We start from the raw sequence: 25,807 nt of genomic DNA, 5'->3' as shown, positions 1-25,807 counted from the left end.
TAATGACTAATAACTAATGACTAGCGACGACTGACTGTTGTTGTAACCAACCCGCCTCGTCATTTTTGAAGGGTGAAAGGGCGCGTAAACGTTCAACAATCTCAGGCATGACGGCGATAACTTGATCAATCTCAGCTTCTGTGGTGTAGCGACTCAGGCTGAAGCGAATGGAACCGTGCAAAGTGGTGTATGGTAAGCCCATAGCCCGAAGGACGTGGGAAGGTTCCAGTGAGCCAGAAGTACAAGCAGAACCAGAGGAAGCACAGATACCGTACTTATTTAAGGAAAGCAGAATTGCTTCACCTTCGATATACTTAAAGCCTATATTGGTGGTGTTTGGCAGTCTGTGCTGAGGATCACCGTTAACTTCGCAGTGGGGAATTGCGGCGAGTAAAGTTTTTTCTAGGCGATCGCGCAATTTTCTTTCTCTCTTGGTCGCATCGGGTAAATGTAGCATCTCTAGTTCCGCCGCTTTGCCCATAGCAATAATTGCTGGGACATTCTCTGTTCCCGCACGGCGTCCCCGTTCTTGGTGTCCCCCAATCAGTAAAGGACGGAACCTTACCCCGCGTCGCACATACAAAGCACCAATACCTTTGGGTGCGTGCAGCTTGTGACCAGACAGAGTTAACATATCAATAGTGCTAGTCTTCATATTCAGCGGGATTTTTCCCACTGCTTGCACCGCATCGACATGGAAGATCGCGCCATGTTCTTTAACTCTTAACCCAATTTGCTCAATTGGGAAAACCGTACCAGTTTCATTATTCGCATACATAATCGACACCAAGGCGGTGTTACCTGTCAGGGAGGCTTCTAATTCATTTAGATCCAACTGTCCCTGAGCATTCACCGAAAGATAGGTAACACTATAACCTTGGGTTTCTAGTTGTTTGCAGACATTCAACACCGCTGCGTGTTCTACTTGGGTGGTGATGATATGTCTCTTATCTGGCTGTGCTAGCAATGCTGCACGGATAGCGGCGTTATCTCCCTCAGTTCCGCAACTGGTAAAGATAATTTCTGATTCATCGGCTCCCAGGAGGGCTGCAAGTTGTTCTCTTGCTGTTTTTACACCTTTGCCGACTTGTCCGCCAAAGGAATGCATACTAGAGGGATTACCGTAAAAGTCCGTCAGGTAAGGCAGCATTGCCTCTACAACTACTGGGTCTACCTGGGTGGTGGCATTATTATCGAGATAGATGCAGTTCTTTTGCATTGTTTCCAATTTTATTTCACAAGGGCCATGTAGGGGTTTCCCCGCCCAATGCTTGATTAAGCTGCTACTTGGCGTTGACGTTTTTGTAATTGCTCAGAAAATGTCTGGGAATAAGTGTCAAACCAACGCTCCCAGTAATCTTGTTTATTGGTCAACTTGGCTAAGACGCGGTTATAATTGGCAAACCAACCTTCCCAATAATCGCTGGGCTGTTTAACGCAACCGTTGCAGGTGGGACAACCAGCTTTACACTGAGGTACGGTATAAATACTACCAACGCAGTTTGTGCAAAGTTCAGGATCAATCCAGCGCTGGTCGTCAACTATCTTAATTGCATTGGTGGGACAGGCAGACAGACAAAGATCACAGGAAATACACTGGCTAGTGATTTGGTAAGCCATGATTATTTACCTTTTTTGGGGATGAGGAATTGGGAATTGGTAATTGGGTATTAAGGATTGGGAATTGGGAATATTTAGTTAATAGTTGATTTGTCTTTGGGTTGGATTCTTTCCCAGAATCCAATACCCAGTACCCATTCCCTATTCCCTATTTCCCTAGTTCTTTGACATATTGCTCGTAAAACTCGAGAGCAACCTTCTCAATTACGTCGTAAGCTTCAATGGTTTGGATGCCAGCTTCTTGCAGTTTTTCTTGAGGACAGTTACCAATCTTGGAGACTAAAACTGCTTTGCAATCGGCGATCGCTTTCATAATACCTTCAAAGGTGGCTTCTTCGCTGTATCCACCTTGACAATACTGGTCAATCTTGCGGTGACTGACAAAGCGAGCTTCGTTACCATCCACTTCATAAATCTGGAATTCCTTCGCATGACCGAAGTGTTGGTTAACCAATCCACCGCCCTTAGTTGCTACTGCCACCAAGATTTTTGGATTGTTTTGTAGAGACGTTGCATGCAACGTCTCTACAGCAGATGCTTTCGCCTTTTCTTTAGCTACTTTGATTTCTTCTTTGAACTTCTCAATGCCTTCGTGAACTGTAGCGCGTTGTTCTAGGTCATATTCTGGAGTCATTTCCAAGAATTTATCTTTGGTAAATTCCTGGCTGCGGTCTTCTCCTAACAATCCTACAGCATCGGCTCGGCACTGGCGACAGTGGCGCATCATCTTCATGTTACCGGCGCAATTGTCTTGTACGTCCTTTAATTCTTTGGGTGAAGGGCCGCGTTGACCGGTTAAACCGAAGTGTGTGCCGTGTTCTGGTGCAGAAATCAGCGGCATGATGTTGTGCAGAAATGCACCATTCTCACGAATGTATTTATTCACTTCCACCAAATGCTGGTCGTTAATTCCCGGAATCATTACCGAGTTGACTTTGCACAAGATGTCGGCTTCTTTCAAAGCTTGCAATCCTTCCATCTGCTTTTCGAGCAGAATCTTAGCACCTTCAACGCCTCTGTAACGCTTGCGTTTGTAGTGAACCCAAGAATAAATCTGGGCGCCGATTTCTGGGTCTATGGTGTTAAAGGTGATGGTAACGTGGTCGATATTTAATTGTTTGATCCGATCAATGTATTCAGTTAGCATCAAGCCGTTGGTTGATAAGCAAAGCTTAATGTCTGGTGCTTTGTCTGCAATCAACTCAAAGGTGCGGAAAGTTTTTTCTGGGTTCGCTAAAGGATCACCAGGTCCAGCAATTCCCAAAACTGTCATTTGGGGAATCTTGCCGGCAATTACCAAAGCCTTGTGTGCGGCTTCTTCTGGCGTTAGCAATTCGCTAACTACTCCAGGGCGACTTTCATTGGCGCAATCATATTTGCGGTTGCAGTAGTTGCATTGAATGTTACAAGCTGGCGCAACTGCAACGTGCATCCGGGCATAGTGATGATGCGCGTCTTCGCTGTAGCAAGGATGTTGGGCGATGCGTTGTAGGAGCCTTTCGTCCCTTTCCACGGTGGCGCTAGTGTTGCTGTCGCAACCGCAACCACCGGATTTTGCTTGGGTTACTATTGGTTCCTGATTATCAGATGTGAGGAGTCCTGTAGCCGGTAGTGTCATTGAATTTCGCAAAAGTTCGGTGGGCTGGCTGCCACTGTGGGAGATGCCGTTGCTACTCCCTATGCTCGTGAATTGAAGTCACCTCTGATACTCACTCTGCCCTGAGGTGTGATAACCCTGGAGCGATAGCGTAGGCACCTGATGAGGGTGACTAGCAGAGTAGGGCAGGCTGAAAATCTTTGAGAACCGTCGGCTGGTGTGTGTCAACGTTTGGGTTTTGGGTAGAATTTGTGTGTACAGCCGCAACTTCTATTCACAGAAACATAGTGCTATCTCATCCCTCCACTCACTTGTCGCTTTCTTTTTTTGGATTAGAGCGTTGGGTGATTGGCGATATAAGATTTATATCAGCCATCAATTGCTAGGCGACTTATCTATCTGGGCTAGAAGTTATTGGATATATTAAGCTTGTACTCAAAAACTGAAACCCTCCTTATTTAGGCATTACAAGAATTAAAAAATATTTTTTCGGGTAGGGGTTCTAGTATTTTCTACTTGGGGTACGAGTATTTATGGAAAGGGGTTCAGGATTTCTTTGTACTCATTTAAAACTCAATACCAACAAGGGATTGAGCTTTATTTTGGCTGTTTTTTGTATCTGCTAGCCTGTACTCAGATATGCCTTAATCCCGCTCGGAGAAATAATTTATAGGGGATTTAAGGGGGGAAAACTGGAGCGTTCTCAGTCGTGCCACTCCAGATACTCGCGAAATTCAATTCTGTATCCAACATATCATTTTATTTTGGGGAAAAATGCAATTCATAATTTTTTAATTTTTGGTTTAATCATGCTATTCAATGGCAGTTACAAGCTTTGCTGCATAAGGTTTTCACGCTCCATAAATAGGTGCATTGATGCAGATGATTTTCACATAATTTAATTTTTCACTGCTCTTTTTTTTGTTCTGGGGCTACTGCCTAGGAATAAATACTAGAAGCTGATACCGTCTGCTTCCTTGTTTCTAGGCTCTACCGAACGGCTGATTTTCCGGTGAAAGTGCCACAATTGCTGACCGTGAACCTGGCGCGATCGCTAAACTGTAATTATGACCAACAAATCAAACAGGGTGGCAGGAGGAAAAGCGATGAAAGCAGTTGTGATCCGGCAGTATGGCTCTGCTGAGGTGTTGCAGTATGAAGATGTGGAACCACCAAAAATTAAGCCTCACCAGTTACTCGTCAAAGTCCGCGCCAGTAGTGTTAATCCCATTGATTGGAAAATCCGCCAGGGGATGTTGAGCTTGATTACAGGCAGCGCATTCCCGAAAATTCTGGGGTTTGATTTGGCAGGTGATGTGGTGGAAGTTGGCTCTCAAGTCACGCGCTTTCAACCAGGAGACGCCGTTTATGGCAGCACTGGCTTACCTGGGGGAGCTTATGCAGAATATGCCGCGATCGCCGAAAATTTAGTAGCTCTCAAACCCAGCAACCTCACCTATGAAGAAGCTGCTGCTGTTCCAGGCGGGGCACTAACGGCTCTGCAAGCCCTGCGCGACCAAGGTCACATCAAATCAGGTCAAGCGGTATTGATCAATGGCGCAGCAGGCGGTGTGGGCAGTTTTGCCGTGCAAATTGCCAAAGCTTTGGGGGCAGAGGTGACGGGAGTTTGCAGTACTAAAAATGTCGATTTGGTGAAATCTCTGAACGCAGATATTGTGATTGACTATACGCAACAGGATTTTACAAACGGTAATGTGCAGTACGATCTGATTTTTGATGCGGTAGGCAAGCGATCGCTATCTCAATGCAAACGTGTCCTCAAAGCCAACGGCATCTACATCAGCACCCTACCTACGCCACAAAGCGTTATAGAAACCCTGATCACCGCATTTTTCCCCGGTCAAAAAGCTAAACTGGTCTTGGAAAAACCCAATAGTCAAGACTTGGCTTATTTAAAAGATTTGATTGAAGCGGGCAAAATCCGTGTAGTGATTGATCGCACCTATCCCCTGCAAGAACTAGCCGCAGCCCATGCTTATAGCGAAACGGAGCATGCTTCTGGAAAAATTGCGATCGCCATTAATCCCATTTGATTTGGCAGCATCTTAATATCATGTCCGTTTAATTTAGTTATAATTTGTCTTACAGCGATTTTCAGGTAAATAGACCACGCGCTAGACAGCACTGCTGTGCCCCTACAAGAAATATGGTTCAAATAGATGAAAACTGCTAAAAATTGGCAATTAAAAATTAAAAATTAAATTTCCTTGTCATACATACAGCCAATGTAATTGGTTACAACCCATGATTACCACCGTTAAGCGTCGCTACACTTTAGAAGAATATCGCGCCATAGAAGAAAAAGCAGAAGGACGCAGCGAATATCGTAATGGAGAAATTGTACCAATGCCCAGAGGATCACTCACCCACAGCCGTATTGGTCGGAATATTTTGACCTATCTTACCTATCTTTTGCGAGATACTAAATTTGAGCCAATTAACAGCAATTTACGGCTATGGATTCCTGAACATCAACGCGGAGTATATCCAGATGTGATGGTTTTTGAGGGTGAACCACAACTAAATGATAATCGCTTAGATGAAGTTTTAAATCCTATCTTAATTGTTGAAGTTCTCTCCCCCTCAACAGCAGATTACAACCGCCAAAGTAACTTTCGGATGTATCGATCAATTCCTAGTTTTTGCGAATGAATATTTATTAGTCGAGCAAGATGAAATTTTTATAGAAAGTTATAGTAAGCAACCCCAAGGTTGGTTACTCAGTGATTTTAACGATTTAGAAAAATCTATTTCTTTAGAATCAGTTGGTGTTGAATTACCAATGGCAGAAATTTATCGCGGTGTTGATTTTGGGTAACTGACATCTTGCACCAATCTGAAAATTAAATTAAACTTAGTTTATAGACTTAGCTATAAAACTGTGGAAACTGTAAATATCCATCAAGCTAAAACAAATCTCTCAAGCCTCTTATCTCGTGTAGAACTTGGCGAAGAAATCGTTATTTCTAACCGGGGTGTTCCTATCGCCAAGCTAGTTCCGTTTAGTGTCTCATCTAATAGACGGGATAGTTTAGGGCAAGATCGAGGACTGTTTGTAGTACCAGAAGACTTTAATGCCCCCTTACCAGAAGACATTTTGGCGGCATTTGAGGGCAATGAGGAGTGCAACTTTTATTAGATACCCAGTGTTGGTTATGGTGGTTTGCCCAACCAGAGCGTTTGAATGAAGAGGTAATTACGCAAATCGCCAATGAAAGCAACGAAATATGGCTTTCTGTTGCTAGTGTCTGGGAAATGGGAATAAAAGTTTCAATTGGTAAGTTGCCATTACCAGAAGCACTGGACAGTTACATTTCTAGCCGCATGGTGCGGTTGGGTGCTAGTTATCTGGAAATTACAACTAAACATGCACTACGAACGGCCACTTTACCCTTACATCATCGCGATCCTTTCGACAGAATGCTAATTGCACAGGCACAGATGGAAGACATGACCCTCGTTAGTGCCGATTCAATATTCAGAGAGTATAAAGACACTGCTATTCTTTGGGCAGCCAATAAAAGTTAGGAAAGTCAGACTAGATAATTTTGATTATGGTGCGTTGCGCTTTGTGACAACGCATGCTGCAAACCATTGTTAGTATTATCATTTAGGAGGGATAGGAGGGAGAACTTCATATCCGAACGTAACGCTATCAAGATTATATAACTGAATAGGTCTCTTAGAGGATGTCTGAAAAGTATCAAAATTGATCGAGATCCCCCCTAACCCCCCTTTTTAAGGGGGGAACAAGAGTCAAAGTCCCCCCTTAAAAGGGGGGAACAAGAGTCAAAGTCCCCCTTTTTAAGGGGGATTTAGGGGGATCTACCAGTGTTTGATTTATCACTAACAACTTCTCAGACATCCTCTTAGAGAGTTTTCTGTATTCCTTAATTCTCTGCTAATATCCACTTGTGTTTTTATTAATGCTAACTATAATATTAGTAAACAGAAAAAATACGTAAATTTTCAAGAATTACACTGCAACAGAAGTATCTAAAGCTATTTCACCATTCATTGGTATCCACCTGCTCAAACTCTGCTGCAATTACCTGCTGCAATTCTCCAGCTTCAGAATCACTCAAAATCCCAGCAAACTTGGCTAAAGGATGTTCAGTTTGGGGTATTACATCAGGTTCTGGTAACTGACGGAGTAAATTTGCAATCACATCAGAAAGTGAAAGTTGCTGTTGCTTTGCCCAACATTCTGCCTTTTTGATCAAAGCTTCATCAATGTCAAATGTAATTTTTGTAGTCATGTCTATGTATGATTTTAAACTATTTCATTTTAGCATTGTCAAAGGTTAATTGGTCATCGTTTGTAGAGCTAGTGAATTCTATTCTGTATCACACAGAAAAAATCCCCAAATTCTCTAAGAAGTCCGAGATATGAGACTGATAAATTATGTATCTCTGCATACAGCCAAAAAACCCTAAAACAAAATAACTAAAATAGTTTTTTAACTACCAAAATCATAAAATAACAATCGTAGCTGAGTATACAGAATTGCTAGTTGTAGTCTTGTCTACATTCGAGTTCCGGGCAAATGAGTACAGCTTAATATATCGCAAAATATCTTGGCTAAATCACTGCAAACTCTAGTAGACAAAGGTTTTAGTGTTGAGTACATAAATTCTGAACCCCCCACCCGATAAAAGCTAGTACCCCTATTTTAAAAAGCTAGCACCCCTACCCCAAGGCAAATTTTAAATGTGCTTGGAGCGGGGGTTTAAGGTGGTTGAGTACAACCTTAATTAATCCAATAAATCCAATCAGCATCTGATGTACTGTCCAGTTTGGAGTGGCCTGATATAAGCATAAAAATAGCACATAGCTTTTTTACCCAGACAGTAACGATGCAACAGTCTTTAGACAGTGACAGTAAAACCCAAACAGCAAAAATTCAGGATTTAGCACCTACTTCCCTGATCAAAAATCTACTCACTGGCAGTTTTTTTCAGCCATTCTTGAGCGATTTTTACATCATTTTTGAGCGAGATCCAGCCGCACGCAATTGGTTAGAGGTGGTGTTTTGCTACCCTGGATTCCATGCACTCTGTTTGCATCGTCTTGCTCACTGGTTACACCTGGGGGGAGTGAGTTTTATCCCCCGCTTAATTTCTCACTTGGGGCGCTTTTTGACAGGAATTGAAATTCACCCTGGTGCAGAGATTGGTAAAGGTGTGTTTATCGACCACGGGATGGGTGTTGTGATTGGTGAAACTGCCATTGTGGGAGACTATACACTAATTTATCAGGGTGTCACCCTTGGGGGGACTGGGAAAGAAAGCGGTAAACGTCATCCTACCTTGGGCGCAAACGTGATTGTGGGAGCGGGTGCGAAGGTTTTGGGTAATCTGCAAATTGGCGATCGCGTCCGTATTGGCGCAGGTTCCATTGTCTTGCGGCATGTCCCCCCAGATTCCACTGTAGTCGGGGTTCCGGGACGAATCATTTCCCGGAAACAAAATGATCAACTCTGTCCCCTAGAACATGCATTGCTACCCGATTTGGAAGCAACTGTGATCAGTTCTCTGCTTTCTCGGATTGAGCAACTAGAAAAACAACTGCAAACCCTGAAGCGTAATCAACAGGATCAAGCACCTTTGGTAAAGGATCGTTGAGTATGTACCCAAATTGTAGTTATGTTGCCCTCGGTGAGCAAGTTTTGCAGATTCCTTTATGCGATCGCTATTCAATACATCATCGGTTGCAAGAGTTGATGATTCCCTCCTCCTGTCTCCCTGATGGTTCTTTGCACGTACAGGTAAATAGTTGGTTAGCAGCAATTCTTGTTTGCAGTACAGTTATGCAATTTCTTGCCCCTCGCCAGGAATTACTAGACTGGCTAGAGTATTGCTGGAATTACAGTGCTGAGTTTTGAGTGTGAACTAGAAAAGGTCAAAATCTTGTGTTTTGAGGTTTGCGTGAGTGATAGCACATTAGTCTTTTTAGAAGACTTCATCAACAGAATATCAGAGCAAAATAAATCATGCAAGTATGATTTATTCTCCTGAAAAACTGAAGTTAATCTTCACTCATAAATTCGCTTGCAGATTGCAGATAGTTAGTCTAATCTTGGGTTTCATCCACTCTGCTGAATCTAAAAATTTTCTCACATATCTTTCCTGATCAAGGCCGAACTAGCAAGTATAACTTGGAATTTCAATTATTTAGTGTTCTCTTAAATCAATAAATTTAAACGTCCGATTATGGTACATCGTAACAGCAATATAAAATTAATCAATTTTTTGCACAACGAACTCGAACTTTCAAATGCTGATATTGCTGTAGCATTGCGACACCGTGAGTTAGAAAATGGCCCTTTGCCAATGCTCCTCTGGCAGTATGGTCTCGTTAATTTAGAGCAGCTTGAGCGAATATTTGATTGGCTAGCAGACCACCCTTAGTTGAGCTACAAGTCAAACTTTTAGGTAAATTGTTGATCTACACATTAACGACAAAAAAAATACGAGGCTACTAATATGATTTCTAACTTAATTGCTGGACTGAGCATCTTAGTTTTTCTGGGATTTACTAATAGCTACGCCATCTATTTATTACTCGCAGAAATTCCGACACCTCCTTCTCAAAACCATTCGTAAATTATACCAATTTTTTGTTCTTTGTCATACAGATGTAGCATTACTTAATTGGGTAATATTTAAGAATGAAAAATCATGCATTAGGCATGGTGATAATTTTAGCATTTGATTAAGCATCTACATTACTAGGAATTGTAGAGAAAAAACCTATTATGAATAATTCCGACAAAGGGATGGTTGGCATGAATCAAATCACAATTAATGACACTACATTACGTGACGGTGAACAAGCAGCAGGCGTTGCTTTTACCTTACAAGAAAAAGTAGCGATCGCCAAATTTCTTGATGCTATTGGCATTCCCGAATTAGAAGTCGGTATTCCGGCAATGGGTGAAGCAGAAAAACACGCCATCATGGCAATTTCCGACTTAGGTTTAGAAGCCAAACTCCTAGGCTGGAACCGTGCCGTGATGTCAGATATTAAAGCTTCTATCGCCTGCGGACTCCAGCGTGTACATATTGCTATTCCCGTTTCTGGTATCCAAATTGCTGCTAAATTTCATGGTCAATGGCGGGTAAGTTTACAAAAACTAAAAGACTGTATTCACTTCGCTCTTGATAATGGTCTTTGGGTAGCTGTAGGCGGTGAAGATTCTTCTAGAGCCGATGAAAGTTTTCTCTTAGATGTAGCACTAAATGCTCAAGAATGGGGTGCATCAAGGTTTCGTTTCTGCGATACTGTAGGAGTACTTGACCCCTTCAGCACCCTAACAAAAGTCAAGCGATTAGTATCAGCTTTATCGATTCCTTTAGAAATTCATACCCATAACGATTTTGGTCTAGCAACTGCTAATGCTTTAGCGGGTATTAAAGGTGGAGCTACATCTGTAAATACCACCGTCAACGGGTTAGGAGAAAGGGCTGGAAATGCAGCTTTAGAAGAAGTTGTGATGGCGATGAAACGCATCTATGGTATCGATTTAGGCATTGATACTCCGCGCTTATTAGAACTTTCTCAATTAGTTGTTGCTGCATCAGGTGCTAACGTTCCACCTTGGAAAGCAATTGTTGGAGAAAATACCTTTGCTCACGAGTCTGGTATTCATGCTCATGGTGTGTTGCAAAACCCCGTCACCTATGAACCCTTTGCTCCTGAAGAAGTAGGTTGGGAAAGGCGTTTAGTGCTGGGTAAGCATTCTGGTAGGCATTTAATCTCTAATTTGCTAGAACAGCACGGCATCTTTTTGAACCCAGAAGAAACTCAGTCTGTGTTAGATGTAGTGCGCCAAGAGTCGGTACTAAAAAAACGCTGCCTCACTACAGAAGAACTGTTGACTTTAGTAAGAGAACAGAGGTTTTCTCATGCAACGCGATGAATTAGAACTAGACTTACCACCCGCTTTTGAAATCGGTCAAAAAGTCCGAATTCGCAAGCTGATCAAAAATGATGGGACATTTCCCGGTCAAGAAATTGGGGCAGTTTTAGCGAAAAAAGGAGAAATTGGCTATGTAGCGAGTATCGGCACATATTTGCAGAGTTCCTATATTTATGCCGTGCATTTCTTAAATACAGGGTTCGTTGTCGGTTGTAAAAAGAAAGAAATAGAATCTGTTGAGGAAACTCCATGAAAGTAATGCTACGGATGAATGATGCTGGTACTTTGGTTGTCTACGTTGCCAAAAAAGACCTAGAAGAAGAAGTTGTCAAACAAACAGACTGTGAACAAGGGAAGATTTTAACTTTAGCAAATGGTTGGGAATTAGAATTTGCCAATTTGCCAGAATCTAAAAATTTACCCCAAACTGTAGAAGCTAAACGCCTCGCATAAAATCCCGACACGACAATAAAGAGAGAAGGTAAAAGGTAAAAAAAGATTTTTACTTCTTCCTTCTTCCTCTAGATGAGCAACATCACCCCATTAGAGTGGGGTTTATTATTTTCTATTTGGAATTTGAGTTGCTGAACATGAGTCAAAAGTACTTGACGTTATCGGAGTTGAACATCGAGGGGCAGTTTCTCGGTTTTGTGGGAGATAAGCCTGGAAAATATAAATACTTGCAATTGGCGATTCCCTCAGGAAATGTGCTGATTAAATTGCCTAAAGAGTTACGCTTATCTCTGGGTTTATCTTTAGTGCCTGGTGAGCAAGTTACGGTTTGTGGTCTTAGTAAGTTAAACCCACGCACAAGTGAAATAAAACTCGAAGTTTCGCGGGTAAATCAAATTGGTTTTTGTCCAGTTGACAATCTAGCACCGCAACCCAAAGCCAGGATTATGGTATGTCAAAAATCCGGTTGCCTGAAGCGGGGTGGTAAAGGGTTATTATCAGAATTAGAGAAGACTTTGTGCGATCGCGGTTTGTTAGACAAAGTCACAATTGAGCATACCGATTGCCAAAAACGTTGCAGCAGCGCCCCTAACTGCGTTTTGACCATTGGTAAAAAGGAGTACAAGAAGATTCAACCAGCTGCGATCGCATCTTTGCTAGAAAATCATTTGACTTAACTATACAGTCTTTGCAACAAGTCTAGCTGCGCGATCGCTGCCAGATTCGTCATAGGTGATGTATTACTTACTCAAAAACACCCCGACTATAACTAAGTTTAGTCGGGGTGCGTTTCAATAGCTTCTACAAGCGTTACTCTGAAAGGATAAACATATCAGAAGCACTGGCGAGTCATAACTTGGCAATTGGAGCCAGAAGCTTTCATTGTGTATGCAAAGACTCTACCTGAAAGTACTATTTCTTCGTACTCCCATTTTTAGGTAGTGGATCTTCAGTATTGAGATAGTGGATCTTCAGTGTTATACACATCAACTTGAAAATCTGCTGTTGCATTTTCAGGATTTGCAATATAGAGACTTCTTGATGAGTGTTTTCTGGTTACTTTACCGTTATCCACATTAGAATGAATCAATAGATCTGTTCCAGATTTGTCTTCCATGACCTTGAATTTGATGCTACCAGGAACTCTCCACTTAAGTCTAGGCCCTGGGCAATCCTGTGCCGAGAAGTTTCCGCTTGATCTATTGTTTTGACCCGATTGTGGATGTGGTTGGCTCACTATCAATGCACATCGACTGTCCACAGCATATGATGGGGCGTTGAAACTAACAAATATCACAGCGGTTAGAACTAATATGCTAATTACTGTTCGCACTTGCTGAATCATACTTACTCTTTTTGGTGCAACTGGGTTTGTCATGATTGGAACCTTCTAAATGATTAAGTTGTGCTTGCAATTGGCGCTTTTCGTTGTCTTCAGAGAGGACAGGACTCTCTGAACCATGGTTAACCATCAGAAATTAGACTTCTTTCTGACTTGGAGATGAAGTATGAATGCAGGTATCAACTAAACATTAAATACCTTGTTTATCTCTAAACTCGGCGTAATGTTAATTGCATCAATCCCTTAGTAGTTGAAAAATTACCTATTCAGAGTTAGAAATGTCCAGGCTCTAGAATATAGAGCGAACCATCGCTCTTAGAAACAGGAGGATATTGTGTTGGAATATACGTCTCGGCTCGGTCGTAGAACTGTTCTTCTATTTCCTCTGTTGTCGTTTCACCGTAAAATGTAGTGACCTTCTGTGATCGCAACAAATATACATACTCTGCTTGCCACCAAGATGCTGAAATTTCACCACTTGGAGGCGCTAGGCTGAAAGTCGTTGTTATTGTTGTTGATGTAGATAGTTTTATCTCTCTTGCAAAGGTTGTAGTCAGGGTTGCGCCTAAATCACCAATTCCGCCAATACTTACTCCCATCGACAGTTCAAGAGCAAGCGAAAAACTTGTAGTCTCTTCTGCACCCACCGTTATGCTGTATGTTCGACTAAAAGGCGTACTTGGCGACGCGGTAGCATTCAAAAAGTTATTGTACCGCGCCATTACTATTAAGCACTGATTTGTCAATTTCTCCTGATTGGTAATCTGGCCTTCATACTTATCTTCAACTAAGATTCGGTCTGGTAAGCGTCTTCTAGATACCACTTCAGGTGGAGGCGTAAGGGGAAATTGGTTAATCCCTGTAGGAGCCGGTGGTCCTGCTATGCTTTGCCAATCTTGATCAGCACATCCCTGTGCTAATTTATCTAATAACTCAGAATACTCTGGTGCTAAAGACATCTAGACCTCTTGTTAAGTCTTTATAACTAAGGTTTCGCAGAAGATTGTTACTTTTGGCTTTCTTGATCAAGCACTAGTATGTGCGTACAGCACTCAACTTCCACTTAACCTTCAAACAATATCTCACACAAAATATACAATGTCAACTCCATAACTAAGTGCGGAGGCTCTAAGACGTTGAATATCCAGCAATCATCAAGGTTTCAGGCAAATTTTGTCGTAGAAATTACAGCCTAAGTTGGTTGGGTTGAGGAACGTATCCCTAAGGGGAGCAGGAGCCATAAACCAACATCTCCCGTTTTGGTTTATACCTCCGGCACGCTACGCGTATCCCTTCGTTCTATCCAACCTACAATATTAGTAATACTCCATTGAATGGTTGCAACAGTTAAAATATCAATAGCTCTGTACTCCCATAGTTCTTATGACTGTAGTCACTGCTAAACGCTTCACCATATCTGAATATCACCGTCTAGCAGAACTCGGCTTCTTTGAGGAGAATGACCGAGTTGAGCTAATTAAGGGGGAAATAATTCAGATGGTTGCAAAAGGTAGACCGCATTCTGTTTGCAATACTCGCTTGTATCGAGAGTTATTCAAGATAGTCGTAGAAAAGGCGACTATTAGAGGACAAGAACCAATTATTATTTCTGACAACAGTGAACCAGAACCTGATTTGGCGATTGTGCAAAATCATCCTGATGACTATCTGGCAAATCATCCCAGCCCTGCTGATATATTACTTTTAATTGAAATTGCAGATTCCTCTTTAAAATATGACCAAGAGGTGAAATTACCTCTTTATGCAGAAGCAGGTATTTCTGATTATTGGATATTTAATTTATTAAATAAATGTCTAGAGTGTTACAGCGAACCTTATCAAGATTCACAAGGTAAATTTGGCTATCGCCGCAAGTTAATTTTTCTACCTAATGAATCAGTTAATCTGCCATCTTTCCCTGATTTAGTTCTGGATTTATCTAAAGTGTTTCCGGGGTAAATTATGAAACCCTGGCTAATACAGCATTTTTCAGGTAAATGAAGTACACGGGTAGGGGCACAACATTGTTGTGCCCTTACTTACGATAATCTGTACTAGCAGAACTTTGCAATAGTATGTTTACGTACTATTACCATTATAATGGTAGTATTTAATTGCCTAGTTTTACTTCAGGAAGTAAATGTGCAACTCCGAAGAGTTTTCCCAAAGATGATGTTTTCAAAAAAGTTTGCCTTTGAGCATGAGTCATCATCTCGCTTGAACCTGCCCTAATTTCATCACTACGCATATAGGTTTTTTCTTCTTTATCCGCTTTCATGTCACTGATAAAATTTTGCTGCTGTTCATGAAAATCTGAAGCCATATAAATTTTCCTCATTCCCTATAGGTTGCATACTTTTTCTTTGAGGAATTTACCCAAATCTGTTGCTTCTAATTCTTCTAAAGTCATCTCTTTAGCTATTCGCCAATTTTCCTTAAAGTTTGCATACAATCCTATATTCCTGGTTGAGTGAAATCACATTGAGTAAGCTTGCAAATTAGCAATGCTAAACCTCTCAAGCTAGCTTGGTTAGCCAAAATTAAGGTAGTCACAATAATGCTGTGGCTACCTCATGATTACTAGCTATTTATTATACTACATAAAATGATCAGGTTAGAATAATTACCCCTATCATTCCTTAGTAATCATTGCCTCTAAAGCTTGCTGCAAATCATTTGTTAACTCAGCCACAGCTTGTTTAGCACCGACGCGATTAGCTTTATAACCTGGAAAACGGTCAGAAACAGATAACGGTTTACCCACAGTTATTTTGACTTTTTGCTTGCCCAATTGCGGACGCGGGGTAGGATTATGTCCCTGAATTTTAGCTACCATATTCCATAAAATTAAAGTTGTTTCAGCAAACCTGTCAACTGTTGGTTTTTCGCGGATATAGTTAGTAGAAACCGCCACAAAACTTTCTACCAACCTCATGTGCCACATTCGAGAATTTGCTTCCTCAGCTATGCGATCGCCTAAAGCTTTCTCGATGGGAGATAATGCTGTAATATCCTTAAACTCTTCTCTAAATATATAATTCCATCCCGCTTGTTCTACCCGCCGACAACGGTCTGTCCAATTACCTCTTGATGGTAAATCAAAATACTGCTCTGAGATAAATAAGGCTACGTTCATTAAAGCTTGTAATCGATGGGCTAAAGCTTCATTTCTATCGGTAATTTCTTTATCTGTAATCTTGGCATCTGGCAGTTTTTGATGATAGAAACGGGTGTAAAATTGTTCCATCAAAGATAATAAATGCTCTGCCAAAGTCAACAGCCGGGGATAAAGTATCTCCATAGAAGGGACATTACCTTGATTTACAGGTAAACCACTAGCGGCTTCTAATTCGCTTAACAAATTAGCGATCGCATCCCAAGGCGCATCCACGTAACTATATTTAATCCCAACTGGTACAATTAAAACCTGCTCAGAGCGTCCAGCCTTCAGTAAATCTTCAGCGCACCAAAAACCCATTTGGGCGATTCCCGGTTCTAAAGGGCTGATAATCTCCGATAAACCATTAGTTGCACCTTCTGGGGCCGCAGCCATCGGGAATTTGCCATTAGCAAACAAATCCCGCGCTGAACGTAACCCCGTCCAGTCAGCCTTACCCCGCTGAATGGGAGTACCACCCAAGCGAGAAGCCACCCAACCAACATAGCTACCCGCCCATAGAGGAATTCCGCGATCGTAGATAAAATGGGCATGAATCGGAGACTGTAGCGTTATACCTTGCGATCGCGCTATCTTGGGTACGAGTTGCGAAGACAAGTAGGTTAAAGCAAATGGATCATCCGTTTTCGGATGGCGAAATGCCAGCATAAACCGGATTTTACCCTCCTGAAACTGGCGATAAAGATCCACCAACTCTTCGACATTGTCTGCTTCAATTTCGCTGATAGGTGTTTGCCAGCGGATCAAGTTCGGTAGCAAAAGATGAAAAAATCGCAGAAATAAAGGATTAAACGCCGGCGGGATAAACTCAAGGGGTGGTTGTGCCTGATACATTACATCGGACAAGGTAGTTTGCTCCTGAAGTTGTGATGACACATTTTAGACTTAAACAATTTTAGAAATTAGCGATTCTGGAAAGGTAAAAAACGATGCGACTGTCACAAATGTTATTTGTAACTCTACGGGATGATCCTGCTGATGCGGAAATTCCCAGCCATAAATTATTACTCCGTGCAGGTTATATCCGTCGCATCGGTAGCGGTATCTATGCTTATCTGCCGCTGATGTGGCGGGTACTGCAAAAAGTCTCCCAAATTGTCCGGGAAGAAATGAACGCCACCGGCGCACAAGAATGTCTGTTACCCCAATTACAACCGGCTGAATTATGGAAAGAATCAGGACGTTGGGACACTTACACTAAAGCTGAGGGAATTATGTTTTCCCTAATTGACCGTCGTGAGCAACAATTAGGATTAGGCCCCACTCATGAAGAAGTAATTACAACTGTTGCCCGTGATATGATTCGCTCATATCGTCAACTACCGCTGCATCTCTACCAAATTCAAACCAAGTTCCGCGACGAAATTCGTCCCCGCTTTGGTTTGATGCGCGGACGGGAATTTATCATGAAAGATGGTTATTCTTTCCATACTGATGAAGAAAGCTTGAAAGCAACTTACCAAGATATGTACACAGCCTACAGTAATATGCTGCGGCGTTCTGGTTTGGCTTTTCGCGCAGTTGAAGCTGATTCTGGTGCAATTGGTGGTTCTGGTTCGACAGAATTTATGGTGTTAGCGGAAGCTGGAGAAGATGAAGTTCTCTACACCGAAGATGGCAAATATGCCGCTAACGTTGAAAAGGCGGTTTCTTTAGCTGCTGATGCTGAAAATTCAAGATTTACAAGTTACGAAAAACAAGCAACACCGGGAACTGACACAATTGAGAAGTTGTGTAAATTACTCAATTGTTCTCCTACCCAAGTTGTGAAAAATGTCCTTTACCAGACTGTTTATGACAATGGGTTGACGGTGTTAGTTTTGGTAAGCATTCGCGGTGATCAAGAAGTGAATGAGGTCAAGTTGCAAAATGAATTGACCAAAATTGCTCCTCAATTCGGTGCTATAACTATTATCTCTTTAACTGTACCCAATGAAGAAGCGCAACAAACCTGGGCGGCGAAATCTCTACCTTTAGGCTACATTGCAACCGATATCGCTGATGACTATATCGTTGGTAGTAAAACGGTACATTCCCAGTTTGTGCGGTTGGTGGATAAAACAGCCGTGGAGTTAAAGAACTTTGTCACCGGTGCCAATGAATCGGGTTTTCACTCAGTTGGTGCTAATTGGGGTGAGCAATTTAACGTACCTTCCACTTCAGTAGATATCCGCAAAGCAAGACCAGGCGATCGCGCAATTCACAACCCAGAACAAACCCTACAAAGCGCTAGGGGAATCGAAGCCGGTCACATTTTCCAACTCGGCACAAAGTACTCCGAAGCGATGGGTGCAACTTATACCAATGAACAGGGTGAAGAGAAACCTTTATTTATGGGTTGCTATGGGGTGGGTGTGTCCCGCTTGGCACAATCGGCGGTAGAGCAATCTTACGATAAAGATGGGATTATCTGGCCAGTTGCGATCGCACCTTATCATGCGATCGTCACCATCCCCAACATTAAGGACGCACAACAACTCGAAGTAGCCCAAAAACTCTACACAGAACTGAATCAAGCCGGTGTGGAAACCCTGCTAGATGACCGCGACGAACGGGCGGGGGTAAAATTCAAAGATGCTGATTTAATTGGCATTCCGTTTAGAATAGTCACAGGGAGAGCGATCGCTAATGGCAAAGTAGAAGTTGTCAAACGCGCTACCCGCGAAGCTCAAGAAATTGCCATTGATGAAGTCGTAAATACCCTCAAACAATGGGTTAAAGCCGCCACGGAACGGTAAAATTAACGACAAAATATAACTGTCAGAATCAGGATTTACAGGATTTGAGGATGAAGAGGATGATGAAAATCTGAGAATCTAAGAATTAAGGAGTTAGCTAACCCAAAGATAAAATCCTGTTCATCCTGTAATCTGATAAATCCTGATTCTGACAGTGGAGAATATTAGGATTAATGAGTCATCCAAACCAAAGATAAAATCCTGCTCATCCTCAAATCCTGTAAATCCTGATTCTGACAGTGGAGTAAATTCATGTAGCAGGCAAGGATAAAAATTAAACGCAGAGGTACGGAAAGGTTTAGATACTACAGACATCTGGGAGGATGGAGAGTATTAAATATCTTCCCCTCCCCCCTCTTAGTAACCGTATTTCAAGAAACGATTATATTTACATCAAGGTTCGGGTGACGGACTAGAACTGTCAACCTAAAATTAAAGATGAGATAAAGTGACTATGGGAGCGGGATAACAAATTGCTGAAATAGCCTAACGAAGAGGATTCCTAATTTAAAATCCAAAATTGGTATTAAACAGGCAATATTCAACTTAGCAACATTTTCGTTAAATCAAGGCATCTCCAGGTTTCCGGAAACTCTCCGCACGTCAGTATCGTCCTTAACCAGGCTGCTCCTCATAAAAAATACCATTTCAGCCCACAGTCAAGCAGGTTTTACATTATGAAAGGCCAACAAGGATCTAACCGTATTTCTTCAGGAGTGATAGCAGCAGTCTCAGCTGCGGTTGTAGCGGTAGGTGGCGGTGCGGCTTGGGTTGCTTCGCAATCTGGTAATGCACCTGCACCGCCAAACACCACTCAAATTATCAAGCAGCCGGGACAGGTAGTAGCAACACCACCAAGTAATGAGCAAACAGCTAATATCTATTGGCTGAAACCAACTGAAAAAGGCGTTGATTTGGTTCCCCAGCCGGTAAAAATCGCCGCTACACAACCCAACCAAGCTTTAGAAGCCGCTTTCCAAACTTTGTTAGCAGGCCCCACAGAGGGGACAGAATCAACAACCATTCCTAAAGACACCAAGTTGCTGGGGCTGAAAATGGATAATAATGAAGTCCACGTTAATTTATCAGAAGATTTTACCACTGGTGGTGGTAGTACCTCAATGATGGGTCGGGTGGGACAAGTTGTCTACACTGCGACAACTTTAAATCCTAATGCCAAGGTGTACATTGAGGTGAATGGTAAGCAGTTGGATGTTTTAGGTGGCGAAGGAGTGGAACTCGATCAGCCGCTGACTCGTGAAAGCTTTAAGCAAAACTATCCACTTTAGACAGATGTCAGTTGTCAGTTGTCAGTTGCTTGCGAAATTGATAGACCACTGACCACTGACGATTAACTACTGACTTAGCGTTTGCTATTTAACACACGAAAGCTACGGGCTTGCTGTTCTAGCCTGGTGGCCAGGCGATCGCAAACCCGATTGCACAAATCAAAGATCATTTCGTCTTCCACCCGGTAGTAAGCGCAAGTTCCTTCACTGCGGCGGCTAAGGATGCCTGCTTGCCACATTACCTTCAGGTGTTTAGACACATTTGCCTGAGACGTCTGTGTTGCCTCTACCAACTCTTGCACGCATTTTTCTTCATCCTTCAGTAAGTGCAATAGCCGCAGGCGCATCGGCTCACTTAACAGGCTGAAGTATTCGGCTACTTGTTGCACCACTTCTGGTGGTACAGGCAACGCTTGTTTCATCAGGATTAACCCACAAAAACTGAGAGTATTAACAATGACTGATATATAGATTAATACTTAATCAGGGTTAATTCGCATTAAAGGCTGACCATATTCTACAGGTTCGCCATTTTGCAACAGAATTTCCATCACTTGTCCAGAAACTTCGGCTTCGATTTCGTTCATCAGCTTCATGGCTTCAATGATACAGACTGTTTGACCACTACGAACGCGATCGCCTACTTCCACAAATGCCGCTTCACCTGGAGCCGGGGCGCGATAAAATGTTCCCACCATCGGGGAAGGAACATCTACTAATCTTGCCGAGGGGGTATTAACTGACAAAACGGCATTATCAAAGGCTCGGCCTGTCGCCGCTTCTGGTAACGGCGTGGCTAGCGTCTGGTTGGCCGTAGGTGATGTTGTACTAACCACACTGCTTAACGCTGCTTGACCTACCGATACCACTTGATTGCTGACGTTTACAGCCTTACGTACCGTTAGCTCAAACTCATCGCTTTTGAGCGTTACTTCAGCAATATCTGTTTGGGCTATAGTTACCAGTAGCTGGCGGATTTCATTAAAGTCCAATGGCACAGTTTTTTTACCTCGACCTATTCATAAAATTAGAATTTGAAGTCTGGCAGGGATTTAATCCCTCTAGATAAGGGATTGAAATCGCGAGCAAGCATCTCCTGCGAGATGAAAATTATTCCCTGCCTAAGTACTTGTCTTCACGAGTATCAATTTTGATACGTTCTCCTTGGGAAACAAACAAGGGAACCATGACAGTTGCCCCAGTTTCGACAATTGCTGGTTTAGTACCACCTGTTGCCGTGTCACCTTTTACGCCTGGATCTGTTTGCACGATTTCCAGAACTACAGAGTTGGGCAATTCTACTTCTAGCACTTGCTCACCCCAACGAATAACGTTGACTTCCATACCTTCTTTGAGATATTTTACGCGATCGCCAATTTCCGCTACGGTCAATCTACCTTCTTCGTAGGTTTCCATATCCATAAAGACCAACTCATCGCCCTCTTTATAGGTATGCTGCATCGTGATTTTTTCCAGAGTAGCTTGGGGCACAGTTTCCCCAGCCCGGAAAGTTTTTTCGAGTACTTTCCCACTCTGGACATTTTTTAGTGTGGTTCGCACAAAAGCGGAACCTTTGCCTGGCTTAACGTGGAGGAAATCTATCACTCGCCAAACAGAGCCATCTAAGACAATTGAAACACCGGGTCGAAAGTCGTTACTAGAGATCATGAAACTTTCAATTTTTGGAAGACAATCGGCATTTATTGTACCCTTCAAAGGTAGTCTGTGGTCAGTTGTCAGTTGTCAGTCGCAAATTAAGAAGTGATTGATTACCAGCAACCAACTACTGATAAAAAACTTAACACTCAGCAACGCCAGTTGCTGCCCCTTGCTCCAAGTGCTACGCTAACAAGTCGGCGGAGCCGATGCAGTGGCTCTTCAGCACTCTTACTGTGGGAAGATTATAGATGGGTTACTTCCTTCTCAACAATTTGATGCTGCTTTTGATTTATCCCATGTTTAACTCATTAAAGTCCTGGCTGAAAAACAGCCTCATGACAATACTGCTGGTAACAATATTTTTAGGCATCAGTGCATCTGGGTGGACTCCCTCCAGTAATGCCGCCCTACCAGCCGGAAACGCCATTACCGACGGCAAAGCTTTGTTGCGGTATGCACTCCCGATCAATAATCAACCTGTAAGGCAACTGCAAGCCAGTTTAGAAGATATTTCTAACCAACTGCGGGCAAATCGGCGCTGGGGTGCGATCGCCAATGACCTCAGCAAAGCATCACGGATTCTCGATAAACCTTCCCAAATCTTAGCAAGCGTACCCAAAGAACGCCAACCCCAAGCCGAAGCTTGGTTAGCTGAGTTGAAATCTGGTGTAGTTGCTGTCCAAGAATCGGTGAAAGTCAAAGATAAAGAACAAATTCTCCAAGGCAGAGCCAAACTACTAAATCTCGTGACTCTGCTAGAAGAGTCAATGGTGAAGGAATACCCCTTTGAAGTACCTGCCGAGTACAGCAACCTGCCCCAGCTTAAAGGTCGTGCCACCATCGAAATGAAAACTAACAAAGGCAATCTTACCTTGGTAGTAGACGGCTACAGCGCCCCTGTGACCGCTGGTAACTTTGTCGATTTGGTGCAACGGGGTTTTTATAATGGCTTAGAATTTACCCGTTCTGAAGAATCTTACTTTGTGCAAACTGGAGATCCACCAGGAAAAGAGGTGGGTTTTATTGACCCCAGCACAGGCAAATATCGCGCCGTTCCCCTCGAAATCTTAGCCGAAGGTGACAAAGAACCTACCTACGGCATTACTCTAGAAGAAGCTGGTCGTTACCTCGATATGCCAGTTCTACCTTTCTCTTCCTTCGGTGCCGTAGTCATGGCTCGTCCTGAAAGCGAACCGAATGGGGGTTCTTCGCAATTTTTCTTCTTCCTGTTTGAACCAGAATTGACCCCAGCCGGACGTAATCTCTTGGATGGTCGTTATGCCGTTTTTGGCTATCTCACTGAAGGCAGAGAAGTTTTGGATAAACTGACGGCAGGTGACAAAATTGAATCCGCATCTGTGGTTCAGGGCATAGAAAATTTAGTCGAGCCGCAAGCAACATAATCAACTTTAGATTTTAGATTTTGGATTATATCTGAAATCTAAAATTCATTCAGATTTTTTTCAAAAAGGGAACTTAATATCCCTTTTTTGTCAGAGTGGGAAGAAAAAACAATTCCCTAGTTTTGAAATCCAGATGTCTTCAAGGTTTCAACATTTTATTTATCACCAAAAATTTAAAATGTTATTAAATCGCTAAAACCTTGATAAATAATGGTTTTAGATTTGGCTCTGGCGAAAGTGACAGAAGAGGGATATTTAATTTTTTAGGCTTCCAAAAATTTTAATTTAATGAAAAGTAGCTCCCACTAATTGTCTTTAATTTTGAATTTTGAATTGGAGCGAAGCGACTTGACCTTTTTATAGTGTTCGGCATTCTTGTTAACTTTTAAACTTCTTCTTAGCACTATTCTTCTGCGGAAAATTGCCTGTGAACAGTGATTTATCTTCCCTGAAAATTCAAGATATTGGCGAACAAGGTCTTTTAGAAAGATTGCAGCGTTTTTGTCCTCCAGAAATTATTGGGGATGATGCAGCAGTGCTGTTGACTGCACCGGAGAAATCTTTGGTAGTCACTACAGATATGCTAATTGATGGTGTGCATTTTAGTAATCTCACCACTTCCCCAGAAGATGCTGGCTGGCGAGCTGCTGCTGCTAATTTATCAGATTTAGCGGCAATGGGTGCGAAGCCATTGGGAATTACTGTTGGACTGGGACTCCCTGGGGAAGTGATGGTGAGTTGGGTTGAGCGCTTGTACCAAGGAATGACAGAATGCCTGCATAAGTACAACACCTCAATTGTCGGTGGTGATCTTGTGCGATCGCCGATCATTACTCTAGCCATCACAGCTTTCGGTCAAGCTACCCCTAATTTGATTATCCACCGCTCTACTGCAACTGTAGGTCAGGCGATCGTTGTCACAGGTATCCACGGAGCCTCCCGTGCAGGTTTAGAATTACTGTTGCATCCCGAATTAGGACAAAACCTCAACGCTGAAGAACAGCAGTTTCTGATCAAAGCACATCAGCGTCCCAACCCACGTTTAGATGTCCTACCCATTTTGTGGGAAATTTTAGAATCCCAATCTATAATTGCCGTTGCTGGAATGGATAGCAGCGATGGTTTAGCAGACGCTGTGGTGCAAATCTGCCACGCCAGTGGTGTCGGTGCTATCTTAGAAACTAGGCAAATTCCCTTAGCAACAAGCTTTGACCACTGGTTGACAAAAGAGCGATCGCTAGAATATGCCCTACATGGTGGCGAAGACTTTGAATTAGTGCTGTGCTTACCACAACAGCCAGCATCTGATTTAGTGCAAAAACTGGGTCAAGGCGCAGCAATTGTGGGCACAATTACACCAGGGTCAACAGTAATATTGCACGATGAACACGAAAAATTCCCCGACAAAGTGCTGAGTCTTAGCCAGGGATTTCAACATTTTGGTCAGTAGTCAGTAGTCAGTTGTTAATTTTTTTCTAATGACCAATGACTAATGACTAATGACTAAATATTAAGCCCACTTCACGGCTACTAATTCTGCCAAATCTAGAACTCGTTGGCTATAACCCCACTCGTTGTCATACCACGCCATGACTTTGACCATGTCATTACCCATGACCAAAGTTAAGCTGGCATCAACAATCGAAGAAGCGTCACAACCTTGATAATCGGATGATACTAGCTCTAGTTCGCTGTAATCTAAAATGCCTTTGAGTTCACCTTCAGCAGCAGATTTTAGGGCTTGGTTAACTTCTTCGGTAATAGTACGCTTCTCAACCTGAACCACGAAATCTACCATGGAAACGTTCGGGGTGGGTACGCGCAAAGCAACCCCATTTAGCTTACCTTTGAGGTCTGGAATTACCAATGCTACTGCCTTTGCCGCACCGGTGGAGGTGGGTACAATGTTAATCGCTGCTGCCCTCGCCCGGCGCAAATCACGGTGAGAAGCGTCTAATAACCGCTGGTCACCAGTGTAGCTGTGGGTGGTAGTCATCGTACCTTTAATGATGCCAAATTTATCATTCAACACCTTGGCGATGGGAGCCAAGCAATTGGTGGTACAGCTAGCGTTACTGATGATGTTGTGTATGTTGTGGTCATAGTCGTGATGATTCACACCCATGACAAATGTGCCATCTTCATTTTTACCAGGAGCGGTGATCAGTACCTTCTTGGCTCCGGCATTAACATGCTTGAGCGCTCCTTCTTTGCTAGTAAAAACACCAGTTGCTTCAATAATCAGGTCAATTCCCCAGTCTTTCCAGGGCAAGTTTTCTGGGTTGCGATCAGATACGCACTTAATTGTCTTGCCATTAACGGTGATTGAGTTATCATCAGCGCTAATGTCAGCATTCTTTAACTTACCTAGCATTGAGTCATATCTCAGCAGGTGAGCATTAGTTCTAGGGTCTGATGTGTCATTGATAGCAACTAGGTCGATATTGCTATTCTCTCTTCCCACCCAGCAGCGTGCAAAGTTACGTCCAATGCGCCCGAAACCGTTGATTGCAACTCTAATCACAGTGTCTTGCCCTCTGTATTTATGCTTATAAGTTGATATCGTTGACCCCAATCATATCGCA

Annotated in this window: 26 protein-coding genes and 2 pseudogenes; 16 read left to right on the top strand and 12 right to left on the bottom strand. The window is 42.7% G+C overall.

What is annotated here, in order from left to right; translation table 11 throughout:
- Positions 1-13: 13 nt before the first annotated feature.
- The 3 genes from nifS to nifB form a co-directional block, all read right to left on the bottom strand.
- Positions 14-1,219, bottom strand: coding sequence for a cysteine desulfurase NifS (nifS, locus tag CYLST_RS25670; RefSeq protein WP_015210661.1), 1,206 nt, complete (start codon positions 1,217-1,219; stop codon positions 14-16).
- A 56-nt stretch (positions 1,220-1,275) separates the two neighbouring features.
- The gene (locus CYLST_RS25665) at positions 1,276-1,620 is read right to left on the bottom strand and encodes a 4Fe-4S binding protein (RefSeq protein ID WP_015210660.1); all 345 of its coding nucleotides are present in this window, start codon (positions 1,618-1,620) and stop codon (positions 1,276-1,278) included.
- Positions 1,621-1,768: 148 nt separating this feature from the next.
- Positions 1,769-3,238, bottom strand: a complete 1,470-nt coding sequence (gene nifB, locus CYLST_RS25660) for a nitrogenase cofactor biosynthesis protein NifB (protein WP_015210659.1) — start codon at positions 3,236-3,238, stop codon at positions 1,769-1,771.
- A 1,085-nt stretch (positions 3,239-4,323) separates the two neighbouring features.
- Here nifB and CYLST_RS25655 point away from each other — a divergent pair.
- The 4 genes and pseudogenes from CYLST_RS25655 to CYLST_RS25640 all read left to right on the top strand — a co-directional run bounded on the left by CYLST_RS25655 (position 4,324) and on the right by CYLST_RS25640 (position 6,766).
- On the top strand, positions 4,324-5,271 hold the full coding sequence (locus CYLST_RS25655) for an NAD(P)-dependent alcohol dehydrogenase (RefSeq protein WP_015210658.1): 948 nt from the start codon (positions 4,324-4,326) through the stop codon (positions 5,269-5,271).
- Between the two features lie 211 nt (positions 5,272-5,482).
- Positions 5,483-6,056, top strand: a pseudogene (locus CYLST_RS25650) (Uma2 family endonuclease).
- A 63-nt stretch (positions 6,057-6,119) separates the two neighbouring features.
- Positions 6,120-6,377, top strand: coding sequence for a type II toxin-antitoxin system Phd/YefM family antitoxin (locus CYLST_RS25645; protein ID WP_015210657.1), 258 nt, complete (start codon positions 6,120-6,122; stop codon positions 6,375-6,377).
- The gene (locus tag CYLST_RS25640) at positions 6,362-6,766 is read left to right on the top strand and encodes a type II toxin-antitoxin system VapC family toxin (protein WP_015210656.1); all 405 of its coding nucleotides are present in this window, start codon (positions 6,362-6,364) and stop codon (positions 6,764-6,766) included. The genes CYLST_RS25645 and CYLST_RS25640 overlap by 16 nt, the downstream gene beginning before the upstream one ends.
- Before the next feature lie 479 nt (positions 6,767-7,245).
- Here the strand turns inward: CYLST_RS25640 and CYLST_RS25635 are convergent, their stop codons facing one another.
- Positions 7,246-7,497 carry a DUF6364 family protein gene (locus CYLST_RS25635; protein ID WP_015210655.1) on the bottom strand — a complete coding sequence of 84 codons (252 nt, stop codon included), beginning with the start codon at positions 7,495-7,497 and terminating at the stop codon, positions 7,246-7,248.
- A 598-nt stretch (positions 7,498-8,095) separates the two neighbouring features.
- Between CYLST_RS25635 and cysE the strand changes: the two genes are divergently transcribed.
- The 7 genes and pseudogenes from cysE (at position 8,096) to CYLST_RS25600 (ending at position 12,290) form a co-directional block, all read left to right on the top strand.
- The gene (gene cysE, locus CYLST_RS25630; protein ID WP_015210654.1) at positions 8,096-8,863 is read left to right on the top strand and encodes a serine O-acetyltransferase; all 768 of its coding nucleotides are present in this window, start codon (positions 8,096-8,098) and stop codon (positions 8,861-8,863) included.
- 2 nt (positions 8,864-8,865) lie between these two features.
- Positions 8,866-9,123, top strand: coding sequence for an Asr1405/Asl0597 family protein (locus CYLST_RS25625; protein WP_015210653.1), 258 nt, complete (start codon positions 8,866-8,868; stop codon positions 9,121-9,123).
- 328 nt (positions 9,124-9,451) lie between these two features.
- Entirely contained in the window at positions 9,452-9,649 is a 198-nt protein-coding gene (locus CYLST_RS25620) for a DUF2949 domain-containing protein (protein ID WP_015210652.1), read from the top strand.
- Positions 9,650-10,026: 377 nt separating this feature from the next.
- Complete coding sequence (gene nifV, locus CYLST_RS25615; protein ID WP_041233901.1) at positions 10,027-11,160, top strand: homocitrate synthase; 1,134 nt, start codon at positions 10,027-10,029, stop codon at positions 11,158-11,160.
- Positions 11,147-11,435: pseudogene (locus tag CYLST_RS25610) on the top strand (nitrogen fixation protein NifZ). Before nifV ends, CYLST_RS25610 begins: the two are co-directional and overlap by 14 nt.
- On the top strand, positions 11,410-11,613 hold the full coding sequence (gene nifT / locus CYLST_RS25605; protein ID WP_015210648.1) for a putative nitrogen fixation protein NifT: 204 nt from the start codon (positions 11,410-11,412) through the stop codon (positions 11,611-11,613). Before CYLST_RS25610 ends, nifT begins: the two are co-directional and overlap by 26 nt.
- A gap of 137 nt (positions 11,614-11,750) precedes the next feature.
- A complete protein-coding gene (locus CYLST_RS25600; protein ID WP_015210647.1) occupies positions 11,751-12,290 on the top strand; it encodes a (2Fe-2S) ferredoxin domain-containing protein in 540 nt (179 codons plus the stop codon).
- A gap of 272 nt (positions 12,291-12,562) precedes the next feature.
- On the opposite strand, the gene CYLST_RS25595 is transcribed toward CYLST_RS25600, so the two are convergent.
- Entirely contained in the window at positions 12,563-12,991 is a 429-nt protein-coding gene (locus CYLST_RS25595) for a hypothetical protein (protein WP_015210646.1), read from the bottom strand.
- 236 nt (positions 12,992-13,227) lie between these two features.
- Positions 13,228-13,914 carry a hypothetical protein gene (locus tag CYLST_RS25590; RefSeq protein ID WP_015210644.1) on the bottom strand — a complete coding sequence of 229 codons (687 nt, stop codon included), beginning with the start codon at positions 13,912-13,914 and terminating at the stop codon, positions 13,228-13,230.
- A gap of 424 nt (positions 13,915-14,338) precedes the next feature.
- Between CYLST_RS25590 and CYLST_RS25585 the strand changes: the two genes are divergently transcribed.
- Positions 14,339-14,914: a Uma2 family endonuclease gene (locus tag CYLST_RS25585; protein WP_015210643.1), complete on the top strand. Its 576-nt coding sequence runs from the start codon at positions 14,339-14,341 to the stop codon at positions 14,912-14,914.
- A 151-nt stretch (positions 14,915-15,065) separates the two neighbouring features.
- Here the strand turns inward: CYLST_RS25585 and CYLST_RS25580 are convergent, their stop codons facing one another.
- Together CYLST_RS25580 and CYLST_RS25575 are read right to left on the bottom strand one after the other, a co-directional pair.
- Positions 15,066-15,278 (bottom strand): hypothetical protein, encoded by a 213-nt coding sequence (locus CYLST_RS25580; protein ID WP_015210642.1) that lies wholly within the window; start codon positions 15,276-15,278, stop codon positions 15,066-15,068.
- 309 nt (positions 15,279-15,587) lie between these two features.
- A complete protein-coding gene (locus CYLST_RS25575; protein ID WP_015210641.1) occupies positions 15,588-16,967 on the bottom strand; it encodes a hypothetical protein in 1,380 nt (459 codons plus the stop codon).
- Between the two features lie 95 nt (positions 16,968-17,062).
- On the opposite strand from CYLST_RS25575, the gene proS reads away from it, so the two are divergent.
- Both proS and CYLST_RS25565 read left to right on the top strand, forming a co-directional pair.
- On the top strand, positions 17,063-18,871 hold the full coding sequence (gene proS, locus CYLST_RS25570; RefSeq protein WP_015210640.1) for a proline--tRNA ligase: 1,809 nt from the start codon (positions 17,063-17,065) through the stop codon (positions 18,869-18,871).
- A 677-nt stretch (positions 18,872-19,548) separates the two neighbouring features.
- Complete coding sequence (locus CYLST_RS25565; RefSeq protein ID WP_015210639.1) at positions 19,549-20,160, top strand: GerMN domain-containing protein; 612 nt, start codon at positions 19,549-19,551, stop codon at positions 20,158-20,160.
- Positions 20,161-20,234: 74 nt separating this feature from the next.
- On the opposite strand, the gene CYLST_RS25560 is transcribed toward CYLST_RS25565, so the two are convergent.
- From CYLST_RS25560 to efp, 3 genes are all read right to left on the bottom strand, one after another.
- Positions 20,235-20,582: an ArsR/SmtB family transcription factor gene (locus CYLST_RS25560; RefSeq protein ID WP_015210638.1), complete on the bottom strand. Its 348-nt coding sequence runs from the start codon at positions 20,580-20,582 to the stop codon at positions 20,235-20,237.
- Between the two features lie 57 nt (positions 20,583-20,639).
- On the bottom strand, positions 20,640-21,158 hold the full coding sequence (accB, locus tag CYLST_RS25555) for an acetyl-CoA carboxylase biotin carboxyl carrier protein (RefSeq protein WP_015210637.1): 519 nt from the start codon (positions 21,156-21,158) through the stop codon (positions 20,640-20,642).
- A 112-nt stretch (positions 21,159-21,270) separates the two neighbouring features.
- Positions 21,271-21,828 carry an elongation factor P gene (gene efp / locus CYLST_RS25550; protein ID WP_015210636.1) on the bottom strand — a complete coding sequence of 186 codons (558 nt, stop codon included), beginning with the start codon at positions 21,826-21,828 and terminating at the stop codon, positions 21,271-21,273.
- Positions 21,829-22,115: 287 nt separating this feature from the next.
- Here efp and CYLST_RS25545 point away from each other — a divergent pair, with 287 nt between their 5' ends.
- Together CYLST_RS25545 and thiL are read left to right on the top strand one after the other, a co-directional pair.
- Complete coding sequence (locus CYLST_RS25545; protein ID WP_172642200.1) at positions 22,116-23,222, top strand: peptidylprolyl isomerase; 1,107 nt, start codon at positions 22,116-22,118, stop codon at positions 23,220-23,222.
- A gap of 427 nt (positions 23,223-23,649) precedes the next feature.
- The gene (thiL, locus tag CYLST_RS25540) at positions 23,650-24,672 is read left to right on the top strand and encodes a thiamine-phosphate kinase (RefSeq protein ID WP_015210634.1); all 1,023 of its coding nucleotides are present in this window, start codon (positions 23,650-23,652) and stop codon (positions 24,670-24,672) included.
- A 60-nt stretch (positions 24,673-24,732) separates the two neighbouring features.
- Here thiL and CYLST_RS25535 read toward each other — a convergent pair whose 3' ends face one another.
- Positions 24,733-25,746 carry a type I glyceraldehyde-3-phosphate dehydrogenase gene (locus CYLST_RS25535; protein ID WP_015210633.1) on the bottom strand — a complete coding sequence of 338 codons (1,014 nt, stop codon included), beginning with the start codon at positions 25,744-25,746 and terminating at the stop codon, positions 24,733-24,735.
- Positions 25,747-25,807 lie beyond the last annotated feature (61 nt).

The organism is Cylindrospermum stagnale PCC 7417 (assembly GCF_000317535.1).
GTDB classification, from domain to species: domain Bacteria; phylum Cyanobacteriota; class Cyanobacteriia; order Cyanobacteriales; family Nostocaceae; genus Cylindrospermum; species Cylindrospermum stagnale.
Note: the sequence above shows the minus strand (reverse complement) of the source record. Positions and strands in the feature narration are given on the sequence as shown.

What these genes read in the sequence shown, in the direction of transcription:
- nifS (WP_015210661.1), bottom strand. Translation starts at nt 1,219, where the DNA reads ATGCAAAAGAACTGCATCTATCTCGATAATAATGCCACCACCCAGGTA.
- CYLST_RS25665 (WP_015210660.1), bottom strand. Translation starts at nt 1,620, where the DNA reads ATGGCTTACCAAATCACTAGCCAGTGTATTTCCTGTGATCTTTGTCTG.
- nifB (WP_015210659.1), bottom strand. Translation starts at nt 3,238, where the DNA reads ATGACACTACCGGCTACAGGACTCCTCACATCTGATAATCAGGAACCA.
- CYLST_RS25655 (WP_015210658.1), top strand. Translation starts at nt 4,324, where the DNA reads ATGAAAGCAGTTGTGATCCGGCAGTATGGCTCTGCTGAGGTGTTGCAG.
- CYLST_RS25635 (WP_015210655.1), bottom strand. Translation starts at nt 7,497, where the DNA reads ATGACTACAAAAATTACATTTGACATTGATGAAGCTTTGATCAAAAAG.
- cysE (WP_015210654.1), top strand. Translation starts at nt 8,096, where the DNA reads ATGCAACAGTCTTTAGACAGTGACAGTAAAACCCAAACAGCAAAAATT.
- CYLST_RS25625 (WP_015210653.1), top strand. Translation starts at nt 8,866, where the DNA reads ATGTACCCAAATTGTAGTTATGTTGCCCTCGGTGAGCAAGTTTTGCAG.
- CYLST_RS25620 (WP_015210652.1), top strand. Translation starts at nt 9,452, where the DNA reads ATGGTACATCGTAACAGCAATATAAAATTAATCAATTTTTTGCACAAC.
- nifV (WP_041233901.1), top strand. Translation starts at nt 10,027, where the DNA reads ATGAATCAAATCACAATTAATGACACTACATTACGTGACGGTGAACAA.
- nifT (WP_015210648.1), top strand. Translation starts at nt 11,410, where the DNA reads ATGAAAGTAATGCTACGGATGAATGATGCTGGTACTTTGGTTGTCTAC.
- CYLST_RS25600 (WP_015210647.1), top strand. Translation starts at nt 11,751, where the DNA reads ATGAGTCAAAAGTACTTGACGTTATCGGAGTTGAACATCGAGGGGCAG.
- CYLST_RS25595 (WP_015210646.1), bottom strand. Translation starts at nt 12,991, where the DNA reads ATGACAAACCCAGTTGCACCAAAAAGAGTAAGTATGATTCAGCAAGTG.
- CYLST_RS25590 (WP_015210644.1), bottom strand. Translation starts at nt 13,914, where the DNA reads ATGTCTTTAGCACCAGAGTATTCTGAGTTATTAGATAAATTAGCACAG.
- CYLST_RS25585 (WP_015210643.1), top strand. Translation starts at nt 14,339, where the DNA reads ATGACTGTAGTCACTGCTAAACGCTTCACCATATCTGAATATCACCGT.
- CYLST_RS25580 (WP_015210642.1), bottom strand. Translation starts at nt 15,278, where the DNA reads ATGGCTTCAGATTTTCATGAACAGCAGCAAAATTTTATCAGTGACATG.
- CYLST_RS25575 (WP_015210641.1), bottom strand. Translation starts at nt 16,967, where the DNA reads ATGTATCAGGCACAACCACCCCTTGAGTTTATCCCGCCGGCGTTTAAT.
- proS (WP_015210640.1), top strand. Translation starts at nt 17,063, where the DNA reads ATGCGACTGTCACAAATGTTATTTGTAACTCTACGGGATGATCCTGCT.
- CYLST_RS25565 (WP_015210639.1), top strand. Translation starts at nt 19,549, where the DNA reads ATGAAAGGCCAACAAGGATCTAACCGTATTTCTTCAGGAGTGATAGCA.
- CYLST_RS25560 (WP_015210638.1), bottom strand. Translation starts at nt 20,582, where the DNA reads ATGAAACAAGCGTTGCCTGTACCACCAGAAGTGGTGCAACAAGTAGCC.
- efp (WP_015210636.1), bottom strand. Translation starts at nt 21,828, where the DNA reads ATGATCTCTAGTAACGACTTTCGACCCGGTGTTTCAATTGTCTTAGAT.
- CYLST_RS25545 (WP_172642200.1), top strand. Translation starts at nt 22,116, where the DNA reads ATGTTTAACTCATTAAAGTCCTGGCTGAAAAACAGCCTCATGACAATA.